This window comes from Phycicoccus sp., assembly GCF_035325325.1.
GTDB lineage: Bacteria > Actinomycetota > Actinomycetes > Actinomycetales > Dermatophilaceae > Phycicoccus.
Map to the genome: position 1 here is coordinate 1 of NZ_DAOLAC010000059.1, position 12,735 is coordinate 12,735.

Genomic DNA, 12,735 nt, shown 5'->3' on the forward strand with positions numbered 1-12,735 from the left:
ATCGCCGACCCGGCTGCCCGCACCGCCCGGGCGACGCTCGGCCCGTGGGTGGCACCGCACGCCGCCACGAGCCGGTCACCGACCACGGAGAGCACGATGAGGCCGCCGGGCACGTCGAGCACCTCCTCGCGCGCGCCGGCCGGGGCGACGCCCATCGCCTGCACGGTCGCGTCGTACTGGCCGGACCACCACCACGGGACGTCGGTGAAGGCCTCGTCCTCGCCGAGGACCGTGTGGGCGGCAACCTCACCCTGGTGCCCGGCGGCCGTGAAGGACTCGAGTCGGACGCCGTGTGGCGAGCCCGGGTGTCGCGTGCGCACCGCATCACCGGCGGCGAACACGTGGGGATGTGACGTCCTCCCCGACGGGTCGATGAGGATGCCGTCGTCGACCGCCAGCGCCGCGGCCCGGGCCAGCTCGTCACGCGGCACGACGCCGATGCCGACCACCACCGCGTCGGCAGGCACGACGGTTCCGTCGGCCAGCCGGACGCCGTTGACGGCGCCGTCCTGCGAGCGCAGCACGGCATCCGGCGTCGCACCCGTGCGCACGACCACCCCGTGCGCCTCGTGGAGGGCGTGCAGCCACCCGCCCACCGCCGCGGGGACCCCTCGCGAGAGCACCCGGTCCGCGGCCTCGAGGACCACGACGTCCACCCCGCGGGTCGCTGCGGCGGCCGCCACCTCGAGCCCGATGACGCCACCGCCGACGACGACGAGGCGGCTCGCGTGGTCCAGCGCCAGGGAGAGCGCCGCCGCGTCCTTCGTGTCGCGCAGGTAGTGCACGCCCGTGCCATCGGCCCCGGGGACGGCGAGCCGCCGGGGCTCCGCCCCCGTCGCGAGGATCACCGACTCGAAGGAGACCTCCTCTCCAGAGGCCGTGACGAGCCGCCGTGCGCCGGGGTCCAGGCTGGCGACCCTCGCACCGGTGCGCACCTCGATGCGCTCGCGCCACGGCGCCCCCGCGGGCCACACCTCGGGCACCGCCGCCCCCGGTCGCAGCAGGACGTCCTTGGACAGCACCGTGCGGTCGTAGGGGGCCCGGTCCTCCGCGGTGAGGAGCACGACGTGTCGGCCTGCGGCTGCCAGGGCCCGCGCCGCAGCCCCGGCCGCAGGGCCACCGCCCACCACGGCATCCAGCCGAGGGGGACTCATCGGGTGCGGCGCGCGACGTCGGCGGAGAGCGGGGGCATGTCTGCCACGCTAGCCCGGCGCGTCCGCGACCTGACTCGTCGTGGGTGGGCCCTCGCCGTGCGGGTGAGGGTTCGGCCGCGTTCGAGGGCCGGCAGCCGGGAGGCGCGTGCCCCTCCGTCGCTTCCTCCACCCGATCTGCCTTCACGGCCGTCAGGGCGGTGAGCCGGCTACGACTCGAGTCCTGCATCGGGAGCGTGCGCGTGCGGTGGCGAGTCGACGTCGATGATGGTGGACCCCACTGCCCGGCGCAGCTCGTCGGTCAGGTCTCGCGGTCGCAGGGCCACCAGGGCCGAGTGCGCCTCGTGCAGCAGGCCGGGGAGGGCGCGGCCCTCGGGGGTGTGGGTGGAGAAGACGGCGAAGTTGGCCAACAGCAGACAGTCACGCACGGATGTCATGGCCGAGGACAAAGTCGGGGGATGAACGAGTCGTACGTCGGTGGCGACACCGTTGCGGGCCAGCTCGGTGCACAGGTGGTGGTGTACGGCCGGGGCATCGACGATGACCAGTGGCTGGCCCGTGGTTCGGACGATGGAGATGGCCAGACGCAGCGCGTAGGTGCGACTTTCGGGTGGGCGTCGGGAGACCACGGCGGCACGGCCTGTCCGATGGATCAAGGTCAAGGGGTCCTTGGGCTCGGGGTTGACGACCTCGAACTGAAGGGCAGTGGTCATCTCTGTCATCCTCTCTGGGCTCGGCGCGACCTCCGGGTCGCGTTGGCGGCACCATAGCCCGCAGGGCGGCCCGTCCTCGCCGCGCCGGTGCGACGCGGGCTGGGGGCGTGCGCCTGGGCATCGCCAGCGGTCCCACCGTCGTGCGGCACGTCCCAGGCGCCGGGTTAGTCACAAGACGGGGCCGCGTGTCGGCTCGGGCCAACAAGGCCCGGCAATGTGACCGGCGAAGTGGAGCTGCCCACGAGCCCGTGGGCGAAGTCCGTGAACCGCGGGCTCGCGTTGCCTGGCGCGATGTGACGCGGCAGCGCTTCCGTCAGGTGTCGTTCAGTATGCGCACTCCGGATCCGTCAGCTCACCAGCGGGTCGGAAGCCCACCGCCGAGCTTGTCGTGGTGTCGGATGTGGAGCGCACGAACCGGCGCGGCCAGGGCTGGTACCGGACCGTCGACCCGAGCTCCCGGAAGGACGTCGGTGACGCGCAGGGGGGCAACCGGGCCGGGCGGGAGGCCCAGCTCCGCGCGCCAGCTCACCAGCTGCGGCGTGGAGGTGGCGATGACGATCCGCCCGAGTTCGGCCCACCCGTGGGCGGCGGCGCACATCGGGCAGTGCATCGCCCTGCCGACGCAGGCCCCCGCCCAGGGTGACCGCCGCGGCGACGATCGCGGCGCCACCTGGCCGCGACTCGTTCTCGGACAACATCATCCAGGGTCGACGGCCATGCTGGCGGCTGCGGCAGTGGGGGCCCAGCCGGACGTCAGCCCACCTCCCGCGGACCGAGGCCTAGACGATTCAGCGGCGCCCACCGGTCGGCGATGACCGCCGGGACTCACCCTCACGTGGTTCCGGCTCGCGGGACCCGGCCCCTCCCTGCTACAGCCTGGTCAGCCGAACGAGGCAGCTCGTCGGTGTGACACGAGGCAGGAGCTCGACGTGGGGGCCTCGAGCGCTGGGTCCCTGAACAATGCCTTGGAGGATCCCCTCGTGCACCGTGCACACCACGTCACCGCGGCTGTCGGCGAGCTCGCGGAAGGGGCAGTTGCGCAGCGCGATCTCGGCGAGGGAACCGTCGGCGGCAGAGCCGGGCGAGGCCAGCGGCTCGAAACCGCCCTCAGTGAGGACGTCATAGACGAGGGACTGCACCTCGCCGGACACCGGTCCCCTGTCGTCGGCGAGGAGCGCGCCCCACTCCCGTCCGGCGGCGCGCGCCTCCGCCCTCGCATCGTCAGCCCTCGACGCGATTCGCTCGACGAGGACCCGCGCGAGCAGCTCGTAGTTGCGCCAGCCGCTGCGCTCGCCCCGGGGGGTGGTGCGGAAGACGGCCCGCGGGCGTCCTCGGCCTCCCGTGGGGCGGCGGTCCCGTTCGAGGAGCCCGTCCGCCTCGAGGGCGGCGACGTGCTGCCGCACCGTGTTGGGGTGCAGACCCAGCACGAGCGAGAGGTCCTCCACCGTGGGGGGCCGCTCGGCGGTCCGGACCGCCACCAGGACCCTCCGGGCCGTCGCGTACCCTGCGGCCGACCCATCACCCGCCACGGCCGACTGTGGGGACATGTGCACCTCCACGACGCCATGTACCGGACGAGCAGGCGGCCCGTGACGCGGTGCGCCGCGTGCTCTGCGGCCGCTCGGGTCGGGCGGCGCTGGGCCGGTGACGAGTTCGCTCCGCCACCAGCCATGATTTTACACAGCCCGATGTTGAGTAATCGTGGCGTCGCGCCCCCGTGGTCCTCCACCCGGCCAGCCCGCCGTCGCGGCCGCCTCCAGTTCACCGCGGCGGCGATCCCTCGTCCTCGAGGTCGGCCGGGCCGAGCACGGAGACCAGGGTGCTCTCCTTGCTCCGGGCCGCGTCGTGGATGCCGGCCGGTGCCACCTCGGGGTGGTGCAGGTCGAACGCGGGGCGCTCCGAGCGGATCCGGGGGATGCTGTCGAAGTTGTGCCGCGGCGGCGGGCACGAGGTGGCCCACTCGAGGGACGCGCCGTAGCCCCACGGGTCGTCGGTCTCGACGAGTGGGGCGGTCCGCCAGGTCCGCCACACGTTGTAGAGGAAGGGCAGCATCGACGCGCCGAGGAGAAACGCCCCCGCGGTGGAGATGTCGTTGCCGAGCTGGAAGCCGTCCTCGGGCAGGTAGTCGGCGTAGCGGCGGGGCATGCCCTGCATGCCGATGAGGTGCTGGACGAGGAAGGTGGTGTGGAAGCCGATGAAGAGCATCCAGAAGTGCACCTTGCCGAGCGTCTCGTCGAGCATCCGGCCGGTGAGCTTGGGCCACCAGAAGTAGAACCCCGCGAACATCGCGAAGACCACGGTCCCGAAGACGGTGTAGTGGAAGTGCGCGACGACGAAGTAGGTGTCGGAGAGCTGGAAGTCCAGGGCCGGGCTGGCGAGGATGACGCCGGTCAGGCCGCCGAAGAGGAAGGTGGCGAGGAACCCGAGCGCCCAGAGCATCGGGGTCTGGAACGTGAGCCGACCGCCCCACATCGTGCCGATCCAGTTGAAGAACTTCACCCCGGTCGGCACGGCGATGAGCATCGACATGATCGCGAAGAACGGCAGGAGCACCTGGCCGGTCGCGTACATGTGGTGCGCCCAGACGCTCATGGACAGTGCGGCGATGGCGATGGTCGCGTAGACGAGGGTCTTGTACCCGAACACCGGCTTGCGCGAGAAGACGGGGACCACCTCGGAGATGATCCCGAAGAAGGGCAGCGCGATGACGTAGACCTCGGGGTGGCCGAAGAACCAGAAGATGTGTTGCCACATCATCGGTCCGCCGCTCGCCGGGTCGAAGATGGGCGCGCCGAACCTCCGGTCGGCGCCGAGGGCGAAGAGCGCGGCGGCGAGCGCCGGGAAGATGAGGAGCACGAGGATCGAGGTGATGAGCACACCCCACGTGAAGACCGGCATCCGGAACATCGTCATCCCGGGCGCGCGCATCGTGAGGATCGTCGTGATGAAGTTGACCGACCCGAGGATGGTGCCGAACCCGGCCAGGGCCAGGCCGAAGACCCACAGGTCACCGCCCAGGCCCGGCGTGTAGCTCTCGTCGGACAGCGGCGCGTACGCGAACCAGCCGAACGCGGCGGCGCCGTGCGGGGTGAGGAACCCGCCCGCGGCGATGAGCCCACCGAAGAGGTAGAGCCAGTACGCGAACATGTTCAGCCGCGGGAACGCGACGTCGGGGGACCCGATCTGCAGCGGCATCAGCGCGTTCGCGAACGCCGCGAACAGCGGTGTCGCGAAGAGCAGCAGCATGATCGTGCCGTGCATCGTGAAGAGCTGGTTGTACTGGTCGGGGTTGTCGACGATCTGCAGCCCCGGTTCGGCCAGCTCGGCCCGCATGATCAGGGCCATGATGCCGCCGAGGATGAACCAGACGAACGAGGTGATGAAGTAGAGGTTGCCGATGACCTTGTGGTCGGTCGAGGTCACCCACCTGACGACCGTCGCCCCCCGAGACAGGCGCCTGGTGCGCGCCGGCGCCTCCGCCGTCCGCAGCGCTGTGGTCGTCGTCCCGGCCATCCACCCACCGCCTCACGCTCGCGCTCGATCAGCGAAAAAATCACAGTAGCACAGTGATAAATTCTCCCTCGAACCCACGAGCACCCCGGTGCCGCAGTCAGTGCCGGCCACCGAGCCGCTCCAGCAGGTGCGCCTCGAACCCGTCGTAGGCGGCGGCCACCTCCTCGAGGTCCACCAGTGGCGGAAGCTCGTCGAGACGCTGGTGGCCGAGCAGGTACGCCATCGTCACGTCGACGACCTCGCGCGGCGCGATGTGGCCGAGCCCCCACCGGGAGAGCGAGACCGGCTCGACGTGCAGACGTACGTCGACCGGTTCCCCGTCCTGTCGCCCCCGCACGAGGAAGTCCTCCGGGCCACCATCCTCGATCACGGTCACTGCGGGCCCGTGTTCACTCATCCTCTCTCTCCCTTCTGCGTCCCCTGTCTTCCTTCTGCGTCCTGGCCGGGTGGCGGTGGCCGGCCACGCCGTGCGGCGTCGGCCAGGTCGCCGACCGGCCGCGTCACAGTGCCGAGAGCGCGACGGAGGGGTCGGCCAGCCGCTCCGGAGCGACCGGGCGACCCTCGGCAAGCAGCGGCCTGACCTCGTCGACGACATCCCACACGTTGACACTGAGGACTGCCCGGACGTGCCCGATGCCGTCGACCCAGAACGCCACGAAGGCCGGGGCGTCCACATCGCCGCGGATCACGACCCTCGTCCGCTGATGGCCCGGGTGGCCGAGGTACTCCATCCCGACGTCGTACTGGTCGCTGAAGAAGTACGGCAACCTCGTGTAGGGCGTGCGTCGGCCCAGGAGCGTCGCGACCGCTGCGGCGGGCTGGTTCAGGGCGTTCGCCCAGTGCTCCACCCGGACGCGGTACCCGAGAACCGGATGGTCGTGGTTGGCCATGTCCCCCACGGCGAACACGTGAGGGTCGCTGGTGCGTAGTGCCGAGTCCACGAGCACCCCGTCCTGGACCTCGAGTCCGGCCGATCGGGCCAGCCCCACCTCGGGGAGGACGCCGATGCCGGCGAGGACGGCATCCCCCTCGAGGACGAGACCGTCGTCCAGGCGGACACCCGTGGCCCGACCGCCCTCGTTGACGAGGCCGGCGATGCGTACGCCGAGCCGCAGGTCCACCCCGCGCGCCCGGTGCACGTCGGCGAGGATCCGCGCGACGCGCGGCCCGAGCACGCGCAGCAGGGGCAGGTCCGCCGCTTCGAGGACGGTGACGTGGGTGCCCGCCTCCGTGGCGGCGGCCGCGACCTCCAGGCCGACCCATCCGCCGCCCACCACGATCAACCGTCGGCCTGGCCCGAAGAGCTCCCGGAGCGCCTGCGCGTCCTCACGGGTTCGCAGGTAGTGCACCGCCCCCTCGGTGGCCCCGGGCAGGGAGAGGTGGCGAGGTGCGGAGCCGGTCGCGAGGACCAGCCTGTCATAGCCGAGCTCTGCGCCGTCGGCGAGCCGGACCCGGTGTGCGAGCGCGTCGACCGACGTCACTCGGACGCCGGTCCGCAGGTCGACGTCGTGGTCGAGGTACCAGCCCGCCTCGTGGACCACCGTGTCGTCCAGGCTCGCCCTCCCTGCGAGGTAGGCCTTGGACAGTGGCGGCCGTTCGTAGGGGAGGTGCGCCTCCGCCGCGAGGAGGGTCACCGCACCCTCGAAGCCCTGCTCTCGCAACGCCTCGACGGTCTTGGCCCCGGCGAGCCCACCGCCCACGACGACGACGCGGTCGATCCGAGTCACGACCCACTTCCCTTCCGGCGGTCCGCACTCCTGCGTGACCGGCCCCTTCGACGGTGCGAGCCCGGCGACCCGCTCATCCCGGAGGGAGGGGGAGCCAGCGGTCGCGACCTTGTAACAAATGTGTACATTGGTTTTAGAATGGCGGTGCGCACATGCCTTGTCAAGAGCTTCTGCTTTTAGAAGGGACCGTGACCGCGAGCGGACCACCGAGGGACCACCGACGGCCTCGGGCGTCCGGCGCGGCCGGCATATTTGTCAAGGTCCATTGGTGTTAGAATCGTGCGGTGACCACCAGCGGCGAGAGCCACAGGGACGCCATCGCAGAGGTCAGCCTGCTGGCCGACCCGGTGCGGCGCCGGCTCTACGACTACGTCGCCACCCGCGACGAACCGGTCCGCCGCGACGACGCCGCCGAGGCGGTCGGAGTGAGCCGCACCCTGGCGGCGTACCACCTCGACCGGCTCGCCGTGGCTGGCCTGCTCGCGACGCGGTACGCCCGACCCATCGGCCGAGGCGGCCCGGGCGCCGGACGTCCGGCCAAGCAGTACGAGCGCGCCCGGCACGAGGTCGTCCTCAGCGTTCCGCCCCGCAACTACACCCTCCTGGCCCAGCTGCTCGCCGACACCGTGGCCGCCGACGAGTCCGGCGTGGTCCGCACCGCGTTGATGTCCGCCGCCGAACGGCAGGGGGCCGCGGCCGCGGACCAGGGAGCGGACCTGTTGGCGACGCTCGTCGAAGGCGGCTACGAACCGCGCATCACCGACGAGGGCCGCATCGAGCTGCGCAACTGCCCCTTCCACACCATCGCCCAGCGACAGACCGAGCTCGTGTGCTCCCTCAACGAAGCGCTCGCGCGAGGCCTGCTCGCCGGCCGCGGCGAGGACCCCGCGCGCGCCGAGCTCGCACCCGCAGCCGACCGCTGCTGCGTCGTGATCCGACCGGGTCCCACCGCGGCCGGCGCCTGACCGACCAGACTGGAGGCAGACAGTGACCAGCGCGCTCGAGGAGCTCACGAGGAACGGCGTCTCGATCTGGCTCGACGACATGAGCCGCGAGCGACTGACCGGTGGCGACCTCCAGGACCTCGTGGACCACCGGCAGGTGAGCGGCGTCACCGCCAACCCGTCGATCTTCGCCTCCGCCCTGAAGAACGGCCGTGCGTACGACGACCAGATCGGGGACCTCGCGGCGTGGCGGGTCAGCACGGACGCGATGATCCGCCACGTCATGGCGTACGACATCCGCGGCGCCTGCGACGTGCTCCGACCCGTGTACGAGCGCACGGGTCATGTCGACGGCCGGGCCTCCATCGAGGTCGACCCCCGCATCGCCCACGACGCCGAGCGGACCACCGCCGAGGCGAAGGGCCTGGCGTTCCTCATCGACCGGCCCAACCTCTTCGTCAAGATCCCCGCCACGGCCGAAGGACTGTTCTCCATCACGGATGCCACCGCGGCAGGAATCAGCGTCAACGTCACCCTGATCTTCGGCCTGGACCGGTACGACCAGGTCATGGACGCCTACCTCACCGGCCTGGAGGAGGCGCAGCAGGCCGGCCGGGACCTGTCGGCCATCCACTCGGTCGCGTCGTTCTTCGTCTCCAGGGTCGACGTCGAGATCGACAAGCGGCTCGACGAGATCGGCACCGAGCGCGCCGCCGGCCTACGCGGACGAGCCGCGATCGCCAACGCCCGACTCGCGTACGAGCGCTACACGCGGATGACCGCCTCCCCGCGCTGGCAGGCGTTGCGCGACGCGGGAGCGAACCCGCAGCGGCCACTGTGGGCCTCGACCGGCGTCAAGAACCCGGCGTACGAGGACACCATGTACGTCACCCAGCTCGTCGCCCCGGACACGGTGAACACGATGCCCGAGGCCACCCTGGACGCCGTCGCCGACCACGGCGACATCCGGGGCAACACGATCTCGGGCACCTACGACAGCGCCCGGCACGTCCTGGCCGAGCTGGAGCAGGTCGGCATCTCGTACGCCGACGTCGTGCAGCTGCTCGAGGACCAGGGCATCGAGAAGTTCACGAAGGCCTACGCGCAGCTCGAGGACAGCGTCCGCACCGCCTCGGGACGGCTCTGACCCGAAGGACACGTCGACGACATGCAGCCGAACAACCGCACTCCCGGTGTCATCACCGTCTGGTCCGACATCTCCTGCCCGTGGGCGACCCTGGCGCTGAACACTCTCCATGCCGCGGCGACGGACCGCGGCACGCCCGTGCGGATCGACCACCGTGCGTTCCCCCTGGAGCTGGTGAACCGGCATCCCACCCCGCGACCGGAGCACGACGACGAGGTTGCTGCCATCACCGCCGTGCGCCCCGACCTCGACTGGTCGCCGTGGCGCGCCGACGACTGGGCCTACCCGGTCACCACGGTGCCGGCCATGGCGGCGGTCCAGGCCGCCAAGCAGCAGGGCCTGGACGCCGCGGACGCCCTCGACACCGCGCTGCGCCGGGCGTACTTCGTCGGGCAGCGATGCATCAGCCTGCTCCCGGTCATCGAGGACGTCGCGCGCGAGTGCGCGGCGGTCGACGCCGACGCGCTGGTCGAGGCGCTGCGCTGCGGCGCCGGCCTGGCAGCCGTCTCCGCCGACCTGGACCTCGCTCGAGGGGGTGAGGTCCAGGGCAGTCCGCACCTCTGGACCTCCGACGGGCCGTTCGCGGCCAACCCCGGCGTCGGCGACGTCGAGCACTTCACCGAGTACGACGACCGCTGGACCGACCGGCTGCTGTGATGCCGGCCGCCCACCGACCCGTGACCCGATCCACCTCGAGAGGAGACGCCCCTCATGGCCAACGACTTCGTGATCGGCGACCACGTCCGCTGGAACTCCGAAGCGGGCGAGGTCACCGGTGTGATCACGAGGAAGCACACCCGCGACGTCGAGTACAAGGGACACATGCGGCGCTGCTCTCCTGAAGACCCGCAGTACGAGATCGCAAGCGACCGAACCGACCACGTCGCGATGCACAAGGGCAGCGCGCTGCACCGGGTCGACTGACCGGGCACGTCGTGCAGGTGCAGGAGATCTGGACGATCGGGCACTGGACCTGCCCGATCCCGACGTTCCTCGAGCCGTTGCACGCTGCGGACGTCGACCTGCTGGCCGACGTGCGCGCCCACCCGGGATCGCGGCGAAGCCCGCAGTTCGGCAGCGCCGAGATGGCGCGGTGGCTCCCCGAGCACGGCATCGACTACCGCCACCTGCCGGCACTCGCCGGGCGGCGGGGCAGGCAGCCCGGCGCCCACCCCGACGTCAACGCGGGCTGGCAGAACGACAGCTTCAGGAACTACGCCGACTACACGCTCACCGAGGAGTTCGAGCGAGGTCTCACCGAGCTCACCGAGCTCGCCTCCCACCGCCGGGTGGCCGTCATGTGCGGCGAGCCGATGCCGTGGCGCTGCCACCGCCTGCTCATCGCCAACACCCTCACCGCACGCGGGTGGACCGTGCGGCACCTCGTGGCCGGTGGCCCCACCCGCACACACGTCCTCGGGCAGTGGGGCGCGACCCCGACGGTCGACAGCGGGCGGGTGACGTACCCGAGCACTCCACCCACGGACACCGCACCTTGCGCCTGAACGCATCAGCTGTCGACCCACGAGAAGCACGTGACGCTGCGCCGTGCGCCGACTCGCCTCGGTCTGGATGCTGGGTGCTTCATGGGCAGGAGGTGCCGACGGCCCCGACCGACGAAACCTGGGAGGTGGCGAGTCTCGGTCACAGCGGTGTGGCCTCCCATCCACCAGGCAGGGTCACACCCGTCTGGTGTGGTGGGCCCACATCGCGATCTCGACCCGGTTGCGGACCCCGAGCTTGGCCATCAACGAGGCGACGTGGGTCTTGACCGTGCTCAGGCCGATGAAGAGCTCAGCGCCGATCTCGGCATTGGTCCGGCCGCGGGCGACCAGCACGAGCACCTCCTCCTCGCGCTCCGTCAGCGGGTCGAGCGGTTGGACGGGCGCCGCCGGCCCCTGCGCGGCGAAAGTCGCCAGCAGCCGGCGCGTGATGTTGGGGGCGATCAGCGCCTCCCCGTCGGCGGCGGCGTGGATCGCCTGGGAGAGGAGCTGCGGTCCAGCGTCCTTGAGCAGAAAGCCGCGAGCACCTGCGCGGAGGGCTCCGAGGACGTGCTCGTCGAGGTCGAACGTGGTGATGACGACGACCGCCATTGGGTTGGCCACGTCCGGCCCGGCCAGGCGGCGCGTCACCTCCACACCGTCGAGCCCTGGCATCCGGATGTCGACGAGGAGAACGTCGGGACGCAGTCGCGTCGCCACGTCGAGCGCCCCTGGCCCGTCCGCCGCCTCCCCGACGACGTCGATGTCTGGCTGAGCATCGAGGATCATCACGAGCCCGGCCCGGACGAGTTCCTGATCGTCGGCTACGACGACGCGGATGGTCATGCCGGAAGCCCGACCGGGAGAACGGCTTCGACGACCCAGCCGCCCTTGGGCCCCGGCCCGGCGGCGAGGGATCCGCCGAGGAGTTGGGCGCGCTCGGCCATTCCGGTCAGGCCCAAGCCCGGCTCTGCACGCGGCCCCGGATGGGCCGCGCCGTCGTCGGCGACACGCAGCCGGACCTCGTCGCCGACTCGGCGAACGTCGATAGCGATCCGGGTCGCGCCCCGCGCATGCCGGACGGCGTTGGTGAGGGACTCCTGCGCAAGGCGGTAGATCGCGGCGTCCACGGGTGCAGGCAGTGACGTCAACGCTCCGGCCAGCGACACCTCGACCGCCGGTGACGAGTCGGTGCGCTCCAGTGCACACAGGTGGGCGACCCCCCGCTGTGGTGCGTAGGCATCCCACCCGTCGTCGCGGAGAACCCGCACCATGGCCCTCATCTCCGCGAGAGTGCGCGTGGCCTCGGACTCGATCGCGGCAAGGACCTCGGCGGCCTGCCCGGGCTGAGTGCCGGCAACCACTTGGCCGGCCTGCGCCTGGACCGCGATCGCCGAGACGTGGTGGGCAACGGTGTCGTGGAGGTCGCGGGCGAGGGCCAGTCGTTCCGCGTTGCGGATCTCGCGTTGTCGGCGGTGCCACACATCCGCGCGATAGCGGAAGACCGCTGCGAGGGAGACGAACAACAGCAGGAAGAGGGTTCCACCGACGACGTCGGCCACACCCGCCGAGGCCGCGTACATTCCCAGCGACGCGACCGCCATGACGAACGGCAGCCCCACTGCGACCTCTCGGCCCGATCCCCAACGCACCAGGGAGTAGAGCAGGACCAAGATGGCCATCATCGAGGTGAGGCCGAGCTCGCCGCTGCGGGTGGACAGCTGGGCGATGGAGAGCAGCCCTGCGGCGCCGAAGCCGATGAGACAGGCCGTCAAGGGGCGGCTCCGGCGCCAGAGGAGGGCCGGCATCACCGCCATGGCGAGCACGGTGACGAAAGGCTGCCCGGCCAGACCCGGCCGGGCGGTGCCCTCGACAAGCGCGGCCGCCGCGCACCCGGCGACAAGCAGCCAGTCGAGGCGGCCCACGGGCGGGGGGTCGGCGGGCCGTGGCTCGCTCCAGACGGAGCGCCAGAGCGCGGTCACTGGCTCAGCGTAGGGACGAGCGCCCGGCGGCGCACCCGCCGAAGGGACGACCCGACCGCCGGCCGTGGACCGGCGGG

At 71.6% G+C, this 12,735-nt stretch carries 13 protein-coding genes; 5 read left to right on the forward strand and 8 right to left on the reverse strand.

Going from position 1 to position 12,735, the window contains the following annotated elements:
* From PKA89_RS19745 to PKA89_RS19770, 6 genes are all read right to left on the reverse strand, one after another.
* The coding region (locus PKA89_RS19745; RefSeq protein WP_324422480.1) for an FAD-dependent oxidoreductase at positions 1 to 1,154 on the reverse strand (1,154 nt) is incomplete at its 3' end.
* A gap of 206 nt (positions 1,155 to 1,360) precedes the next feature.
* On the reverse strand, positions 1,361 to 1,864 hold the full coding sequence (locus tag PKA89_RS19750) for a hypothetical protein (protein ID WP_324422482.1): 504 nt from the start codon (positions 1,862 to 1,864) through the stop codon (positions 1,361 to 1,363).
* Positions 1,865 to 2,733: 869 nt separating this feature from the next.
* Positions 2,734 to 3,342 (reverse strand): helix-turn-helix domain-containing protein, encoded by a 609-nt coding sequence (locus PKA89_RS19755; RefSeq protein ID WP_324422484.1) that lies wholly within the window; start codon positions 3,340 to 3,342, stop codon positions 2,734 to 2,736.
* 283 nt (positions 3,343 to 3,625) lie between these two features.
* Complete coding sequence (ctaD, locus tag PKA89_RS19760) at positions 3,626 to 5,377, reverse strand: cytochrome c oxidase subunit I (RefSeq protein WP_324422487.1); 1,752 nt, start codon at positions 5,375 to 5,377, stop codon at positions 3,626 to 3,628.
* 97 nt (positions 5,378 to 5,474) lie between these two features.
* The gene (locus tag PKA89_RS19765) at positions 5,475 to 5,753 is read right to left on the reverse strand and encodes a hypothetical protein (RefSeq protein ID WP_324422489.1); all 279 of its coding nucleotides are present in this window, start codon (positions 5,751 to 5,753) and stop codon (positions 5,475 to 5,477) included.
* Between the two features lie 124 nt (positions 5,754 to 5,877).
* Positions 5,878 to 7,104, reverse strand: a complete 1,227-nt coding sequence (locus PKA89_RS19770; RefSeq protein ID WP_324422491.1) for an FAD-dependent oxidoreductase — start codon at positions 7,102 to 7,104, stop codon at positions 5,878 to 5,880.
* Positions 7,105 to 7,388: 284 nt separating this feature from the next.
* Here PKA89_RS19770 and PKA89_RS19775 point away from each other — a divergent pair, with 284 nt between their 5' ends.
* Genes PKA89_RS19775 through PKA89_RS19795 form a run of 5 tightly spaced genes read left to right on the forward strand, consistent with a single transcriptional unit; the run spans position 7,389 to position 10,700 of the window.
* Complete coding sequence (locus tag PKA89_RS19775; RefSeq protein WP_324422493.1) at positions 7,389 to 8,069, forward strand: helix-turn-helix domain-containing protein; 681 nt, start codon at positions 7,389 to 7,391, stop codon at positions 8,067 to 8,069.
* Positions 8,070 to 8,091: 22 nt separating this feature from the next.
* Positions 8,092 to 9,195: a transaldolase gene (gene tal, locus PKA89_RS19780; protein ID WP_324422495.1), complete on the forward strand. Its 1,104-nt coding sequence runs from the start codon at positions 8,092 to 8,094 to the stop codon at positions 9,193 to 9,195.
* A gap of 21 nt (positions 9,196 to 9,216) precedes the next feature.
* Entirely contained in the window at positions 9,217 to 9,852 is a 636-nt protein-coding gene (locus PKA89_RS19785) for a DsbA family protein (RefSeq protein WP_324422497.1), read from the forward strand.
* A 54-nt stretch (positions 9,853 to 9,906) separates the two neighbouring features.
* A complete protein-coding gene (locus tag PKA89_RS19790) occupies positions 9,907 to 10,119 on the forward strand; it encodes a DUF2945 domain-containing protein (protein WP_324422499.1) in 213 nt (70 codons plus the stop codon).
* Positions 10,120 to 10,130: 11 nt separating this feature from the next.
* Positions 10,131 to 10,700 (forward strand): DUF488 domain-containing protein, encoded by a 570-nt coding sequence (locus tag PKA89_RS19795; RefSeq protein WP_324422501.1) that lies wholly within the window; start codon positions 10,131 to 10,133, stop codon positions 10,698 to 10,700.
* Positions 10,701 to 10,874: 174 nt separating this feature from the next.
* Here the strand turns inward: PKA89_RS19795 and PKA89_RS19800 are convergent, their stop codons facing one another.
* Together PKA89_RS19800 and PKA89_RS19805 are read right to left on the reverse strand one after the other, a co-directional pair.
* Positions 10,875 to 11,522 carry a response regulator transcription factor gene (locus tag PKA89_RS19800; RefSeq protein WP_324422503.1) on the reverse strand — a complete coding sequence of 216 codons (648 nt, stop codon included), beginning with the start codon at positions 11,520 to 11,522 and terminating at the stop codon, positions 10,875 to 10,877.
* On the reverse strand, positions 11,519 to 12,658 hold the full coding sequence (locus PKA89_RS19805) for a sensor histidine kinase (protein ID WP_324422505.1): 1,140 nt from the start codon (positions 12,656 to 12,658) through the stop codon (positions 11,519 to 11,521). Before PKA89_RS19805 ends, PKA89_RS19800 begins: the two co-directional genes overlap by 4 nt.
* Between the last annotated feature and the right edge of the window lie 77 nt (positions 12,659 to 12,735).